Genomic DNA, 17,028 nt, shown 5'->3' on the forward strand with positions numbered 1-17,028 from the left:
TCAATCGACCAAACCGTTTTCAACTGCGTATTTTACAAGACCCGCCGTATTTTTTGCATTCAGTTTAGATAATAAATTACGGCGGTGCGTATTTACGGTATTTAAGCTGATAAACGTTTTTTCAGCAATTTCGGCCGTATTATATTCGTGGGCAATCAAAACTAAAATTTCTTTTTCGCGGGAACTTAGTTCTGTTAAATTAGAAACCTGCTTTTCAATTTTCGAACTATTCGAAAGATGTTTTTCCTCTAGTTCTTCAGCAAAATAATTCTCTCCCGACGCAATCCTATTAATTGCTTGCAGTAGTTCTTCTTTTTCGGCATTTTTCAGCAGATAACCATTCACTCCAATTCGGATTAATCTCGAAATAATCATCACATTACTGTGCGTGCTTACAATCAGAATTTTCACGTTAGGATGCTGTTTCTTTAGGATTTTGCTTAACTCAATTCCGTCCATTTCTGGCATGCTGACATCCAGAATGATAAAATCAACAATTCCTTCCTGAATGATTTCCAAAGCCTCATTTCCATTTACGGCCTTTCCAACGATAGTAATATTCGGTTCCTTTTCCAATAAAGACATAATGCCCTGAAGGAACATCGTATGATCATCGGCAATAAGAAGGTTAATTTTTTTCATCAAACAAATATATTAGTTGCTTTTTAATTCGTCAAGCTGATTTTTTAGATCGATGCCTTTTATGGTATTTTTGGTTTTAGAAACTGGAATCGGAATTTCAATATTAATGATTGTACCCCGTTTTAATTTAGAATCAATAACAAATGAACCCTCCAGTTTTTTAATTCGGTTTTCCAGATTAATAAAGCCAATTCCTTTTGAATATTTTGTGGTATCAAAACCAATTCCGTTATCTTCAAACAAAAGATTCACAATATCTTCAATATAATTCAATTGTATTTCTACTTCCGAAGCCTTCGCATGTTTAATTGTATTTGTCAGCAGTTCCTGAATGATTTTAAAGGTTTCCACCTGAATATTTTCATTCAGTTCATTAATCTCTTTTTTAGGATACGGAATAAAAGAAATCTTAATCTTGCTCGCATCACTGATATTTTTGAGATACGATTCTAAAACCTCCAAAAACTTATTCTGGCTGAATTTTTTCGGAAGCAGCGTATGCGATATACCGCGAACCTGCTGATAGGTTTCATCGATTTGAAGACTGATTTTCTGAATAGTAGAAAAATCAGAAGCATTCAAATGATTCACCTGAAGTTTTATTGCTGCTAAATTTCCGCCAATGCTGTCGTGCAGTTCCTGCGAAATGCGTTGTCTTTCCTTGTCCTGTCCGCTAATGGATGCTTTTATTAGTTCCAGTTCCTGATCTTTTAAAATTCCGTCAATCTTTTGCGAAGTGATTTCAGACTGTTTGATATTCAGTAAATGCTGGACTTTAAAACGTTTGTAATACTGAAACAAAAGACCAATTATCGGAATCAGTAAAATCAGAAAAGCAATAACCGTAAACCATCTTATTTTTTTCTGCTGATTAATTTCAAGTGCTTTCAGCTGCTGGTCTTTTTTCAAAAGAGAAATCTCATTTCGTTTTTTGTTTGATGAATTCTGATACGCCAGAATCGTGTTTTCGTTATTTTTCTTCGAAATTTCGTCCTGAAGAATCATATTCTTGATCGCTTCTTCCTGATTCGCCAAAACGAGTTTTTTAGCTTCATTTTCAAACTTCAAAGCCTCAATTTCCTTCTGTTTTTGAGCCGTTTTGTATTTTACTTCTAACTCATTAATTTCTTTTATTTTCTGAAGATTATTGATCGAATCTTTTATAAGGGTCGATTTTTCGAAAAATGAATACGCACTTTTATAATCGTCCTGAAGAATGGCAATTTTCCTCAACTCATCATAAATAGAACTTTGATTTTGAAGCAGTCCAAAGTGAACCGATTTCTGAAGCGCTTCAGAAAAAATCAGTTTTGCTTCATTGTATTTTTTTAAGGAAATATACGTATTACCAATACTGCTTCTTGAAACAATAGACAGCTGATTCAGTTCATTTTTATCAGCAATAGCACGTGCTTCTTCAAACATTTTTAAAGCTTCCTGAAGTTTGTGCTGCAATTGGTAATTTTCGCCAAGACCTAATAAAACAATAACTCTTCCCTGATTATTATTGGTTTTTTCGCAGAGAACTTTTCCTTTTTTATAAAAAATATTGGCGTTGTCATAATCTTTCAGCCTCGAATAAATATCCCCAATATTGATGTAACTGCCTAGTATAATTTCATTGTCGTCTTTGTATTCCAGACATTGTTTAAACAATTTCAACGCATTATCATAATCGCCCAATTCGCTGTAAGTTTGTGCTAAACCGTGCGTATGTGTATAGAAAAGATTTTTTTCATTGTATTTTTGAGAAACTTCGATTCCTTTTAAATGCCATTTTTTGCTGTCATTCAGCAAACCTCTTTTTTTATAATTGATGGCCAGTAAATTGTAACCAAGCGAAAAAAGACGGCTTTTTAAAGAATCGTTTACGACCGTGTTGAACTTTAAAGCCTGATTGGTGTAATATATAGAAGAATCAATAATCGCCCTTTTATTAAAATAATAAGCCAGAAGCAGATGGGTTCGGGCGAGGGCTCTATTGTCGGCAAACCCCGATTTTAGGATAGAATGTGCTTTTTTATATGCCTTTTTTTCATCTCCTTTATTGTATAAATCATAAAGTGCGAGTGTGTTTTTATCCTCCTTAATTTTTACGGAATTTTTGGAAACGAAAGTTTTCTTTTTATTTTCAATCTGAGCCTGCAGACCGAACGATAAAAAGATGAAAATCAATACATAAAGTCTTCCAGACCAGATTGCCATACGTTTTTGGTTTGAACTCTAATTTGGATTTAGAGTAAAATTTAAAGTGTTGTAAACTTGGGGTTTATGATATCATGCTTTGCTGAAGCCGAAAGGTAAAAATACTACAAAAGCATCAAACAGCCATTCCTTAAAATAATTTTTTTAGTCAAAGTTGTGATATAATTTTAAGAACAAGAATTAATTTAAAGTATTTGTAAATCAATTTATTAGGAACGTTTAAAACATTAAAAGTTTCTTAAATTAATTTGAAGGCATTTTTTGAAGTGGTAAATTAGTAATGCTATATTGTAAAGAAATGAATTATGAAAACGAAGATATTTTTAGCCATGACACTGTTAATCCTGACAATTTCGGCCAGTGCACAAAAGAAAATTGAAGTAACCGAACTGCCAAAACCGGCACAGGAATTTTTAAAGAAACATTTTAGCCATACTACAGTGGTAAAAGCGCAAAAGGATCCTGAACACGGAGAAAAAGGCTATGAAGTTAAACTAAAAGATGGAACAGAAGTAGAGTTCTGGAAAGATGGTTCATATCGCGAAGTGGATGGCGGTGACAATCCAATTCCAAGTGATTTTATACCTGATAATATTAAAGCTTATGTCGCCAAAAATTATCCAAATGAAAAAATAACGCACATCGACTATGGACACAAAGATCTGGATGTTGATTTGACGAATAAAATTGATTTAGAATTTACCAAAGACGGTAAAATTCTAAAAGACAAAAAGAATAATGTAAAAAAATAGATAGCAAATTTTATTTTAGACGAAATCTGGTAAGAGAACATCTTGAACGAAAATAGTTTATATTTACATCTTTATTTTTTATTTCATGGAAGAAAATAAACATGTAACGATATACGATATTGCCGAGAGATTAAATTTGGCAACGTCTACTATTTCAAGAGCTTTAAAAGACCATCATACCATTAGTGACAAGACGATTAAGAAAGTAAAAAAAACCGCCGAAGAAATGGGATTTGTTCCTAATACTTTAGCTGCTGGTTTGCGCGGAAACAAAACCAGAACTATTGGTGTTTTAATCCCAACCGTTACACAGCCCTTTTTATCTTCATTAATCAGTGGGATCGAAATTACAGCCCAAAAATCGGATTATACGGTTATCATTATGCAGTCGCATGACTCGTATGAAGAAGAGGTCAATATGGCTAAATCATTGTATAGCAATCGTGTGAGCGGTGTGATTTGCTCTTTGGCAATGGAAACCAGAGATACAGCGCATTTTCATCAGTTTTCCAACAATAATATTCCGTTAGTTTTTGTCGACAGGGTTCCCAAGGATTACAATACTTTTAGAGTTGTTATTGATAATTACTCGGCAGGCTACAAAGCAACTAAACACCTTATTGAACAAGGCTGTATTCGTATTGCGCATTTAACAGCAGGCTCAGAATTAGGAAATTTATATAACGAAAGAAAAAGAGGGTATATAGAGGCCTTAAAAGATCATAATATTGAAGTGGAAGAAGAATTGATTATCAATCTAAATTCTGTTACTTACGAAGATGGTGTAAGAGCCAGCAATGCTTTATTTGATTTGAATCCAATTCCTGACGGATTGTTTGCTCCTGGAGATATTCTGGCGGTAAGTGCGATTCAGACGGCTAAAAAAAGAGGTATTAAAGTTCCAGAAGAATTTAAAGTAATTGGTTTTAATAATGACCCGATTTCACAGATTATAGATCCTAATTTATCGACTATCACACATCCTGCTGAAAAAATGGGAAAAGCTTCTGCAGAAATTATTATCAAAAATCTAAAGTCTTCTAAGAGTGATGATGCCAAAGAAATTACCTTCTTAAATACGGAAGTATTGGCAAGAGAATCTTCAGAAAAATAAATCAGACTCAATTTGGAATTAGGGCTTATCAGTTTGTTTATAGCTGAATAAGTCATCAACGTTTATATTATTTTTTGGAATGAAAACCATTACACTTCCAGACGAAATGGATTTAGAAATAGCACAGTCGGTGCATGTTGTAGAATACAGCAGTTCTAAAGATGTTTCTAAACAGCAGATTATTCTCAATCAAAATATCATTAGTTTCCTCATTGAAGGAACCAAAGAAGTAATTTTTGATAATGTAGCGTTATCGATTGATCCTTCTAAATTCATCATAATGCGTTCCGGAAATTGTTTGATGACTGAAAAAAGGATTTCAGATACATCCAATTATAAAAGCATTCTTTTGTTTTTTTCTAATGAAATGGTTCGTAATTTTATTAGAAAAATGGAATCAGAAAAATCAGAATCGATTGAACCTAAATCGGTTTATGATTTTGGCTATGATGATTTTTTAAAACGTTTTGTAGAGAGTTTAATCGATATTGCTAAACTTTCTAAAACTGTTCAGATAAAACTATTAGAAGTTAAGTTTGAAGAAATTATGCTTTATCTGACTGCTCAATATGGAACCGATTTTTTATATTCATTAATCACTAACAACAATCAAACGGCTCAAAAATTCATTCGTACAATCGAAAACAGTCATCTCGATAAGTTGACTGTAAAAGAATTGGCGTTTTTGTGTAATATGAGTGTTTCGACTTTTAAAAGAGAATTCGAAAAACACTATTCGGCATCTCCAATGAAATGGTTTCAAAACAAACGATTAGAACATGCGCATTACTTGTTAAATCAGGAAAAAAGCCCTTCTGAAGTATATTTTGAAGCCGGTTATGAAAACCTTTCCAGCTTTAGCCAGGCTTATAAGCTCAAATATGGTGTTACGCCAAGAGAACACAAAAAAGTTTGAGCTTTTAGCAACAGTTTTTGATCTTTTACCTAAAATGATTTAGCTGTTCCAAATCTAACTTTGCTTAAAATTTTAAAACAGATAAAATGAAAAAGCTAAGTATGATTTTGGCGATATCAGCCATTTTTTCAACACCAATTTTTGCACAGAAAACATTTACTTTAAACAGTAAAGATTTAGGAGGAGAAACTACTAAAATTCAGGAATTCAACGGTTTTGGATGTTCTGGAGAAAACCAGTCTCCACAGTTATCATGGAAAAATGCTCCAGAAGGAACTAAAAGTTTTGCGGTAACAATGTACGATCCTGATGCGCCTACAGGAAGCGGATTCTGGCATTGGGTTGTAGTGGATATTCCTGCCAATGTAAACGAATTGGTTACCAATGCAGGAACTAAAAATTTGGTTCCAAAAGGTGCAATTCAAAGTGTAACCGATTATGGGATCAAAGGATTTGGAGGGCCATGTCCTCCGGTTGGTCACGGATATCATCAATACATTATTACAGTTTATGCTTTAAAAACAGATAAACTAGGAACTGATGAAAATACAAATCCTGCTGTAGTTGGCTTTAATCTTTGGAATCAGACTTTAGCAAAAGCCAGTATTGTAGCTTATTACAAACGATAATATTAGAGGAATTAAAACCTAAATTCACCCCGCTAAAGCAGGATAGTTTTTATAATTATCCTGCTTTTATTTGTTATAGAAATAATTTTTTCCAAAAAAAAGACAGTCAAAATTTTTTTCTTAAACAACAATCTTATATTTTTACGCAACCGATTGCAATTGTTGTTTTATTTAGGATAATGTATTTTTTGAATTAAAATTTTATCAAATGCTTTTAATTATAAATAAAATGCTGATTCTTTCTAAAAGATGTTTCTAAAGAATAAATTTAAGCCAATGATCTCATTAAGATTTGTTTTCCTGTTTCTTCTGATTTCCTTTTCGGCTTCGGCACAAAAGGATTATAAATTGTGGCTTCAATATAATGCAGTAACTAGCTCAGCAGTAGCTTCAGAATACAAAAACAATCTTAAAGGCATTGTTGTTTTGGGAAATTCCGAAACCATTAGAATTGCTGAAAAAGAACTCAAAACAGGGTTTTTGGATATGTTGGGAAATATTCCTGAAGTCAAACAAGATGTTAAAGGAGAGAACAATCTTATCGTTGGCTCCCAATTGAATTTCAGTTCGGAAATCAAATCGGAACTGAAAGCGGATTTCGAAAAAATCAATAATGAAGGATTTATTATCAAATCCATTTCACTTAAAAGTAAAAAACAAATTGTTATTACAGGAAAAAACGATGTTGCTGTTTTATATGGAGTTTTTCATTTCTTGAGAATTTTGCAGACCAATAAATCTGTTAAAAATTTAAGTATTATTGATTCTCCAAAAACGAATATCAGAATTCTGAATCATTGGGATAATCTTGACAGAACGGTAGAACGTGGTTATGCCAGTTTTTCGTTATGGAACTGGCAAAAACTTCCAGATTTTATTGACCAACGTTATATTGATTACGCTAGAGCGAATGCCTCAATAGGAATCAACGGAACGGTTTTAACCAATGTAAATGCAAACGCCTTAATTCTGACTCCACAATATTTAGAAAAGGTTGAAGCCTTAGCGAATGTCTTCAGACCTTACGGAATAAAAGTCTATTTAACCGCAAGATTTTCGGCACCAATTGAAATCGGAAATTTAAAAACGGCTGATCCAAAAGATCCTGAAGTTATTAATTGGTGGAAAAATAAGTCGGCTGAAATCTATAAACGAATCCCAGATTTTGGTGGGTTTTTAGTAAAAGCCAATTCTGAAGGTCAGCCTGGTCCTCAAAATTATGGCAGAGATCATGTTGACGGAGCAAATATGCTGGCTGATGCCGTTGCACCTTTTGGTGGTGTAATTATGTGGAGAGCCTTTGTATATTCTGAACATGATGCCAATGATCGCGCTAAACAAGCTTATGCCGAATTTCAGCCATATGACGGGAAATTCAAAGGCAATGTAATCGTTCAGGTAAAAAACGGGGCGATTGATTTTCAGCCTAGAGAACCATTTCATCCATTATTTGGAGCGATGCCAAAAACGCCTCTCATGATGGAATTTCAAATTACGCAGGAATATTTAGGTTTCAGCACGCATTTGGTTTTTCTGCCTAAATTATTTCAGGAAGTTTTAGAATCAGATACGTATCAAAAAGGAAAAGGTTCGACAGTTGCCAAAGTCGTTGACGGCACTTTATATCAAAATAAACTAACGGGAATTGCCGGCGTTGCCAATATTGGGAACGATTTAAACTGGACAGGACATCCTTTTGCGCAGGCGAATTGGTATGGTTTCGGAAGACTGGCTTGGAATCCGTATTTGGATTCGGAAACCATTGCTGACGAATGGTTAAGAAGCACTTTTTCTAACGATGAAAATTTTATAAAACCAATCAAAAATATAATGATTGAATCACGTGAAGCCGTTGTCAATTATATGGCTCCTTTGGGTTTGCATCATATTATGGATACTGGACATCATTACGGGCCTGGGCCTTGGGTTTCTAATTTATCAAGACCAGAATGGAATCCGACTTATTATCATAAAGCAGACAAAAACGGAATTGGTTTCGATAGATCGAAATCGGGTACAAATGCCGTTTCGCAATACGCTCCAGAAGTTGCCAAGCTTTTTGATAATTTAGAAACCTGTCCGGAAAAAGAGCTGCTATGGTTTCATCATGTTTCATGGGATTATAAACTAAAAAACGGACAAACGCTTTGGAATGGTTTAGCGCTGAAATATCAAGGAGGTGTAAACCAGGTTAGAGAAATGCAGAATGTTTGGGACAAAACTGAAAAATATGTAGACAGTGAACGTTTTAATGAAGTTAAAATGTTATTGGAAATCCAATATAAAGAAGCAAAGTGGTGGCGTGATGCCTGTTTGCTGTATTTTCAGCAATTCTCAGGAAAAGAGCTTCCTGCTGGAGTAGAAAAACCAACACAGACATTAGAGTATTTTAAATCATTAAAATTTCCTTTTGCACCGGGGAATGGGTAACTAAAAATAAAATAAACACATAGAAACATAGATTTTATTTAATTGTAAAAGGATTAAAGAAAGAAACTAGTTTCTCACACATAGCCTATGTGTATTGATGCAAGTGAAACGCCTTTAAAGACAAAGAATAACTATGTTTCTATGTGTTTAAAAAATTAAGCATGAAATTATTGTAAAAAATTATGAGCAAGAAAACGGCAATTGTAACCGGAGGAAATTCGGGATTAGGTTTTGCAACGGCAAAAAAACTTTGTGACAACGGAATCACAACTTATATCATCGGAAGATCAAAAGAAAAAACAGAAGATGCCTGTGCGGCAATTGGAGAAAATGCTATTCCGGTAATATTTGATTTGAACGATCTGAAAGGAATTCCTGCGATGATCGAAAGCATTACCCAAAACAGTTCAATTGATATTTTGGTTAATAATGCGGGAATCAATATGAAAAAGGAATTTGCAGATGTAAGTGATGAAGATTTTTTATCAATCATTCACACCAATCTTTTAAGTGTTTTTGCTGTGAGCCGAGAGGTTGTAAAAAATATGAAAGCAAACGGAGGTGGAAGCATTGTCAACATCAGTTCGATGGCATCACAATACGGAATTCCAAAAGTAATTGCCTATTCATCAAGTAAAGGCGCAATCGAAGCGATGACTCGTGCTATGGCGGTTGAATTAGCTCAGTTTGGTATTCGTGCCAATTGTATTGCACCAGGATTCATTAAAACCAAAATGTCATCAACAGCACTTGATAACGATCCGGAAAGAAAAAATAAAGTATTAGGAAGAACGCCAATGGGTTATTTGGGCGAACCCTCAGACATTGCAGACGCCGTTTATTATTTTGCTTTAAGCGAATCAAAATATACTACGGGTACAGTTTTGCCAGTTGATGGAGGAAATAGTATAGGGTTTTAATTTTTAAATATTTTAAACACATAGAAACATAGTTTTTTCTTTGTCTATAAAGGCGTTTCACTTGCATTAATGCACAATAGCTATGTGTGAGAAACTAGTTTCTTTCTCTAATCTTTTTTGAGTTAAATATGAATCTATGTTTCTATGTGTTTAATTAATTTTTACAGAAAGGAAGTATGGTAAAAATGCAGCAAGCCATGCGTTGGTTTGGGCCTCAAGACAACGTAAAACTTATCGATATTAAGCAAGCTGGTGCAACGGGAATTGTAACCGCATTGCATCAAATTCCCGTTGGCGAAATCTGGACTGTTGAAGCTATAAAAGAAAGACAGGAAATCATTCGCAATTATGGATTGGAATGGACTGTGGTTGAAAGTCTTCCTGTTCATGAAGAAATCAAACGAGCTTCGGGAAATTATCAGCAATATATTGAAAATTATAAAATCAGTTTGCAAAATCTGGCGGAGTGCGGCATCAAAATTATAACCTATAATTTCATGCCGATTCTGGACTGGGTGCGAACTAATCATAATTTTATAAACGAAGACGGAAGCAAAGCTTTGCTGTACAATCAGGATGCGTTTACTTTTTTTGATGTTTTTCTTTTGAAAAGACCTAATTCTGAAAACGATTATTCTGATGCTGAAAAAGAAAAAGCGTTACAATTCGGAAATCAATTATTGGAAGATGAAAAAGCATTATTATTTAAAAATGTTTTGTTGGGATTGCCGGGAAGTAAAATCAATTTTACGGCAGAACAGATTTTAGCTCTTTTAGAAAATTATGCCGAAATCGACAATCAAAAATTAAGAGAAAACCTGATTTATTTTTTATCAGAAGTAACTCCGATTGCGGAGAAAAACCAACAAAAATTAGCGATTCATCCCGATGATCCACCGTTTTCGGTTTTAGGACTTCCAAGAATTGTTTCAACAGAAGCCGATTTGAAAGCGATTTTTGACGCGGTTCCATCAACAGCAAACGGATTGTGTTATTGCACTGGTTCGTTAAGTGCCGATCCTAAAAACAATCTGGAAAAAATAATAGACGATTTCGGAGACCGAATTCACTTTTTACATCTGAGAAATACCATCCGCGAAAGCGAAACTATTTTTAGGGAATCAGAGCATTTAAACGGTGATGTCAAAATGGAAGTCATTGTTGAGAAATTATTGTTATTAATGCATAAAACCAAAACAAGCCTGCCAATGCGCCCAGATCATGGTTTTCTGCATCGAGTTGATGAAGAAACCGAAACATATCCTGGTTATTCGTTGACTGGAAGATTAAAAGGTTTGGCAGAGTTACGAGGTTTGGAAATGGGAATTGGGTATAAATTGAATTTGTAATAAAAGTTATTTTCAAGTATCCTAACAGGTTTCCAAAACCTGTTAGGTATCATAAGAGGTAAAGTAATATTCACCAGTTTAAACCCGACAGGTTTTTAAAACCTGTCGGGTTTGCCGATGAGAACAGGAAAAACTTTAAATAATACCTAACAGGTTTTGGAAACCTGTTAGGATGCGTATCAAATCTATGATCTATGTGTTTAAAAACTAAAATAACATACATAATCTTATCACTTCTCCTAATCGGATTAAGAACAAATACGTATGCCATAAATCCAGAGAAATATGTAGTTCATCAGGCTTTTAGTGAAAATTTTCCGTTAGTTTCAAAAGGAAAAATAGCTTCAATTTTGGTTGACGATAGAGATCATGTAGGAGTTTTAAAAGTAACAGGACATTTAGAAAACGATCTTTTTAAAGTTTCTGATTTACATTCGAAGAGAATAAAAAAGATTTCGGAGGCAGAAGATTTTGTTGTCATTATAGGAACACTCGGAAAAAATGAAATCATCGATCAATTAGCCAAAGAAGGAAAAATTGATGCCAATCAGCTTAAGGGAAAATGGGAAAAATTTACCACACAGATAGTTGAAAATCCATTTAAAGGAATCAAGAAAGCTTTGATAATTGCGGGTTCAGACAAACGCGGAACGATTTACGGAATCTATGATTTGTCTAATCAAATTGGCGTTTCGCCTTGGTATTACTGGGCAGATGTTCCCGTTAAAAAACAATCAGAATTGCATGTTCTGCCTGGAATTCATTCGCAGGGAGAACCAAAAGTAAAATACAGAGGGATTTTTATAAACGATGAAGCTCCGGCTTTATCTGGCTGGGCTTTTGAGAAATTCGGCGGATTCAATTCGAAATTTTATGACAAAGTTTTTGAATTGATTCTGCGAATGAAAGGCAACTATTTATGGCCGGCCATGTGGGGCAGAATGTTTTATGTTGAAGATCCGCAGAACGCAGTTTTGGCAGATGAATACGGAATCGTAATGGGAACTTCGCATCACGAACCCTTAACGCGAGCACACGCTGAATGGGGAAATGAAAAAGGAAAATGGGATTTTAACACCAATTCAGAAGCTTTGATTCAATTCTGGAAAGACGGAATTAAACGAATGGGAAACAAAGAAACCATCGTTACCATTGGAATGCGTGGTGACGGCGACGAACCGATGACTGAAGGAACTGCTATTGAATTGTTAGAAAATATCGTAAAAACACAAAGAAATATTATTGCAGAAGTGACTCAAAAACCAGCGGAAGAAACGCCGCAAATGTGGGCGCTTTACAAAGAAGTTCAGGATTATTATGACAAAGGCATGACCGTTCCTGATGATATTACGCTTCTATTGTGTGATGATAATTGGGGAAATATCCGCAAACTTCCAGAACTGAATGCCAAACCAAGAAAAGGCGGTTACGGCATTTATTATCATTACGATTATGTGGGTGGCCCGAGAAATTACAAATGGATTAACACCAATCAAATCGAAAGAGTTTGGGAACAAATGGATTTGGCTTATCAATATGGTGTCGATAAAATCTGGATTGTAAATGTGGGCGACATCAAACCAATGGAATTTCCAATAGAGTTTTTCCTGGACATGGCTTGGAATCCTGAAAAGTTCAATGCAGGAAATTTAGAATACTATTATTCAGATTGGGCTAAAGAGAATTTTGATAATCAGTTTACAGGTGAAATCGCTCAGATTTTAAAATTATATACAAAATACAATTCCCGAAGAAAACCTGAATTATTAGATCGTAAAACCTATAGTGTCACTAATTATAATGAAGCTGACAAAGTTATAGCTGATTATCAAAAATTGGTCAAATTGGCTACAATTATAAATGAGAAATTGAAACCAGAATACAAAGATGCTTTTTATCAGTTGGTTTTGTTTCCTGTTTTGGCAAGTGCTAATTTAAACGAATTGTATGTGGCACAGGCTAAAAATTTTTTATACTCAGAACAGTGGAGACTTTCTGCAAATGAATATAAAGAAAAAGTAAAAGAGTTATTTGAAAAAGATTCCGAACTCACGAATTATTATCATACGCAATTAGCAAATGGTAAATGGAATCATATGATGTCGCAGACGCATATTGGTTATGATAATTGGCAACAGCCGGATAAAAATGTGATTCCAGGCACGAGACATCTTTTTCATAATACAGCAATAAATCAGAGAATTGCTGTTGAAGGAATAGAGGAATCTTTTGATGGAGTTCTTAAAAATAAAATAGAGTTGGTAGAATTTTCATCATTAGAAAATAATACATCATACATCGATCTATTAAATTCTGGAATAAAAAAATATACATTTAAAATTTTTTGCGATCATAATTGGATTCAGTTTTCTCAATCTGAGGGTATAGTTGATACAGAACAAAGAATTTTAGTAAATATTGATTGGAAAAAAGCCCCAAAAGGAATAACTAAGAGTCAATTTATAGTTGTTGCTAATTATCAAAAATTTATTATTCAATTAAAAACTAATAATATTAAAGCTGATAAAGTTCATGGCTTTGCTGAAAACAACGGTTATATTTCGATAGAAGCTCAGAATTATTCAAAAGCAATAAATTCTGATTCAATAAAATGGACAACAATTCCAAATCTTGGAAAAACAGCATCCGGAGTAACTTTAAAACCTTCGCATATTCATCCGATAGAAATCTCACAACAATCTCCAAGATTAGAATACAACGTTCATTTTTTTAGCAAAGGAAAGATGAAAGTAAACGCTTATTTTTCGCCAACAATCAATTTTAAAAAGGGCGACGGATTAAAATACGGAATTGCCTTTGATAATGAGAAACCGCAAATCATGAACCTCAACGCAGATGCTTCAGAAAAAGCCTGGGCAGAATCTGTTGCGAATAATATTAAAATCATAACATCGACACATAACATTGAAAGAGCAGGAAATCATATATTAAAGATTTATGGAATTGATCCAGCGCTTGTGCTTCAGAAAATTGTAATTGAAACCGAAGAAGGAAAGGTTTTGGAGTCGTATTTGGGCCCGCCGGAGAGTTTTAGGAAGGAATGATTTCGTAAAGTAACACGTTCTGTTTGTCATTCCGAGGAACGAGGAATCTCCGCAAGAAACTCTACAAAGTTGATCTAGCATGCGGAGCTATTTGTGGAGATTTCTCCTTACGTCGAAATGATAAAACTATGAGAGAATACTAGACCTGTCGGTCTCTTCTGAAAGAAAAAACGATTAACTATTTAAACCAAAAAATATGAAATGCATTAAACCTTTTTTATTTACCGTCACGGCTTTGCTGACTATAAGCTGTACGTCGCAAAAAGAAACTGCTTCGTTAAAAGATGCTTACAAAGATGATTTTTACATCGGAACTGCTTTAAGCGCTGATCAAATTGAAGAAAAAGACAAAAAAGTAGATTCTTTGATTCGAAAAGAATTTAATGCGATTACTGCCGAGAATATTATGAAATCTATGTACATGCATCCACAAAAGGACAAATATCATTTTGCTTTGTCTGATAAATTTGTGGCGTATGGTGAGAAGAATAAAATGTTTGTTCATGGACATACTTTAATCTGGCACAGTCAATTGGCGCCATGGATGGAAAAAATCGCCGATAGTACAGAAATGAAAGCTTTTATGAAAGATCATATTACAACCATCGTTTCTAAATACAAAGACAGAATCAATTCTTGGGATGTTGTGAATGAAGCTTTAAATGACGATGGAACTTTAAGAAAATCAGTTTTTTTGAATACACTTGGCGAGAAGTATTTAGTTGAAGCTTTTAAACTGGCAGAAAAAGCCGATCCAAAAGCAGAATTATATTATAACGATTATAATATCGAAGAACCAGCAAAAAGAGCAGGAGCTATTGCTTTAATCAAAAAAATAAAAGCTGAAGGCGGGAAAGTGGACGGAGTTGGCATTCAGGGACACTGGCGATTACAGAGTCCGTCATTAGAGGAAATTGAAAAAAGCATTTTAGAGTATTCTGCTTTAGGAATCAAAGTGGCTTTTACAGAATTGGATATTACGGTTTTGCCAAACCCGTGGGATCTGAAAGGAGCAGACGTGAATCAGAAATTTGAAGGGAATCCTAAAATGAATCCGTATCCCGAAAAATTACCAGATTCCGTTCAGACACAATTAGCAGAACGTTATGCATCGATTTTTAAATTATTTTTAAAGCATAAAGATAAAATCAGCAGAGTTACGTTTTGGGGTGTTCATGACGGTCAATCCTGGCTAAACGATTGGCCGATAAAAGGAAGAACCAATTACCCGCTTCCGTTTGACAAGGAATTAAAACATAAACTAGCTTACGACAGCATCTTAAAGTTGAAAGAAACTAAAGAATAAGCAGTCGAAATAGCTTAAGATTGATGAATTAATCAACAATCGGTTGTGAAATAAAAAATAACTTAAATAAAGTAAACTAAATTTGCATAATATGTTTTTTTGTCTAATTTTACACAACCGATTGTTTTGATTGTAATTCGCTTTCCTGCAAGGTTTTCAAAACCTTGTAGGTATGGATTTTAAAATTGTATAAAAACAACTGAAACCTTAAAGGTTTTGAAAACCTTGCAGGATCGGGACTAACTAACCACAAAACCACCAATGAGTAACATTTCGCAAAAATTATCCATCAAAGAAAAAATTGGATACAGCTTAGGAGATTTAGCTGCCAATTTAGTTTTTCAGACTTTGATGACCTATCTGGCGTATTTCTACACCGATATTTACGGATTATCACCAACAGATTCTTCCATCATCATGCTGATTGTAGGATTGGTTGCAGCTTTTATTTTCAATCCGATTATTGGGGTCTTGGCAGACAGAACCAGTACGAGATGGGGAAAATTCAGACCTTGGATTTTATTGACCGCAATTCCGCTTGGTGTAGTGGCATTATTAGCCTTTTCAACTCCTGATTTCTCTTATAAAGGAAAAGTAATTTATGCCGTTGTAACGTATACTTTACTGCTTCTTTTTTATGCAGGAAACAATTTGCCGTATTCTGCTTTAAGCGGAGTAATTACGGGCGATATGAAAGAACGAAACAGTATGTCATCGTATCGGTTTGTTGCGGTAATGTTTGCACAGTTTTTCGTTCAGGTTTTTATGCTTGGTATTATCAAAAGCGCTGGAAACGGAGATAAAGCAATCGGGATTGAAAAAGTAATGACCGCTTTGGCGATTATCGGAACGATCATGCTTTTAATTACTTTTTTAACGACTAAAGAAAGAATTATTCCAAAACCAGAACAAAAGTCAAGCGTAAAAGAAGATTTGAGTGATTTGATTAAAAACAGACCTTGGATTATTATGCTTTCGCTGACAACTTTGGTTTTTGTGACTTTGGCTATGAAAGGCGGTTCGTATGTGTATTATTTTGAGAATTATGTAGATAAAGAGCAATTAGCCGTTTTTATTCAGCCTATATTGGATTTTTTAACCAATATCGGATTGAATCATTTTGGGAATGATCCTGTTTCTGCAGGTTTCGGACTCTTTAATGCGGGCGGAATTATCTTTATGATTGTCGGAATTACGTTGTCTAAAAACTTGGCTGATAAATACGGAAAACGAAACATATTCGGATTGTTTTTATTCATTTCGACACTGTTTATCATCGCTTTTTATTTCTATCCGCCAGCATCAATCGGATTGGTATTTTTCTCTCAAATTCTGCACGGATTTTTTTACGGAATCACAATCCCAATTTTATGGGCAATGATTGCCGATGTTGCCGATTATTCGGAATGGCTTAATAATCGAAGAGCGACAGCAATTATTTTTTCAGCAATGATGGTAGGTTTGAAAAGCGGATTAAGCATTGGAGGTGCTTTAACGACATTATTCCTGGGCTATTTTCATTATGTCCCAAATACACCTCAGCAGTCGGAAACAGCTATAAATGGAATTAAATTATTAGTTAGTATTTTCCCTGCAATCCCTTTTTTGATTGGAGTTGGATTGCTGTTTTTCTATAAAATCGACAAAGCGATGGAAGTGCAAATTGAAACAGAACTTAAACAAAGAAGAACTTAATTATT

General features: G+C 34.3%; 12 protein-coding genes. 10 read left to right on the top strand and 2 right to left on the bottom strand.

The genetic code is table 11. From position 1 onward, the window contains the following. Positions 1-642 (bottom strand): response regulator transcription factor, encoded by a 642-nt coding sequence (locus tag P2W65_RS10845; protein ID WP_289665492.1) that lies wholly within the window; start codon positions 640-642, stop codon positions 1-3. A 12-nt stretch (positions 643-654) separates the two neighbouring features. Beyond that, on the bottom strand, positions 655-2,847 hold the full coding sequence (locus P2W65_RS10850) for a tetratricopeptide repeat-containing sensor histidine kinase (RefSeq protein ID WP_289665494.1): 2,193 nt from the start codon (positions 2,845-2,847) through the stop codon (positions 655-657). A gap of 305 nt (positions 2,848-3,152) precedes the next feature. On the opposite strand from P2W65_RS10850, the gene P2W65_RS10855 reads away from it, so the two are divergent. The 10 genes from P2W65_RS10855 to P2W65_RS10900 all read left to right on the top strand — a co-directional run bounded on the left by P2W65_RS10855 (position 3,153) and on the right by P2W65_RS10900 (position 17,023). Further along, positions 3,153-3,599, top strand: coding sequence for a PepSY-like domain-containing protein (locus P2W65_RS10855; RefSeq protein ID WP_289665496.1), 447 nt, complete (start codon positions 3,153-3,155; stop codon positions 3,597-3,599). 85 nt (positions 3,600-3,684) lie between these two features. Then, positions 3,685-4,713: a LacI family DNA-binding transcriptional regulator gene (locus P2W65_RS10860; protein WP_289665498.1), complete on the top strand. Its 1,029-nt coding sequence runs from the start codon at positions 3,685-3,687 to the stop codon at positions 4,711-4,713. Between the two features lie 79 nt (positions 4,714-4,792). Next, positions 4,793-5,629, top strand: a complete 837-nt coding sequence (locus P2W65_RS10865; RefSeq protein ID WP_289665500.1) for a helix-turn-helix domain-containing protein — start codon at positions 4,793-4,795, stop codon at positions 5,627-5,629. Between the two features lie 86 nt (positions 5,630-5,715). Next, complete coding sequence (locus P2W65_RS10870) at positions 5,716-6,258, top strand: YbhB/YbcL family Raf kinase inhibitor-like protein (protein ID WP_289665501.1); 543 nt, start codon at positions 5,716-5,718, stop codon at positions 6,256-6,258. A 276-nt stretch (positions 6,259-6,534) separates the two neighbouring features. Next, on the top strand, positions 6,535-8,688 hold the full coding sequence (locus tag P2W65_RS10875; protein WP_289665503.1) for an alpha-glucuronidase family glycosyl hydrolase: 2,154 nt from the start codon (positions 6,535-6,537) through the stop codon (positions 8,686-8,688). 182 nt (positions 8,689-8,870) lie between these two features. Further along, on the top strand, positions 8,871-9,608 hold the full coding sequence (locus tag P2W65_RS10880; protein WP_289665505.1) for an SDR family NAD(P)-dependent oxidoreductase: 738 nt from the start codon (positions 8,871-8,873) through the stop codon (positions 9,606-9,608). Positions 9,609-9,793: 185 nt separating this feature from the next. Next, on the top strand, positions 9,794-10,957 hold the full coding sequence (uxuA, locus tag P2W65_RS10885) for a mannonate dehydratase (RefSeq protein WP_289666183.1): 1,164 nt from the start codon (positions 9,794-9,796) through the stop codon (positions 10,955-10,957). Positions 10,958-11,151: 194 nt separating this feature from the next. After that, complete coding sequence (locus P2W65_RS10890; protein ID WP_289665506.1) at positions 11,152-14,022, top strand: glycosyl hydrolase 115 family protein; 2,871 nt, start codon at positions 11,152-11,154, stop codon at positions 14,020-14,022. A gap of 196 nt (positions 14,023-14,218) precedes the next feature. Continuing rightward, complete coding sequence (locus P2W65_RS10895) at positions 14,219-15,328, top strand: endo-1,4-beta-xylanase (protein ID WP_289665507.1); 1,110 nt, start codon at positions 14,219-14,221, stop codon at positions 15,326-15,328. Positions 15,329-15,589: 261 nt separating this feature from the next. Continuing rightward, positions 15,590-17,023, top strand: coding sequence for an MFS transporter (locus P2W65_RS10900; RefSeq protein ID WP_289665509.1), 1,434 nt, complete (start codon positions 15,590-15,592; stop codon positions 17,021-17,023). Positions 17,024-17,028 lie beyond the last annotated feature (5 nt).

The organism is Flavobacterium panacagri (assembly GCF_030378165.1).
GTDB lineage: Bacteria > Bacteroidota > Bacteroidia > Flavobacteriales > Flavobacteriaceae > Flavobacterium > Flavobacterium panacagri.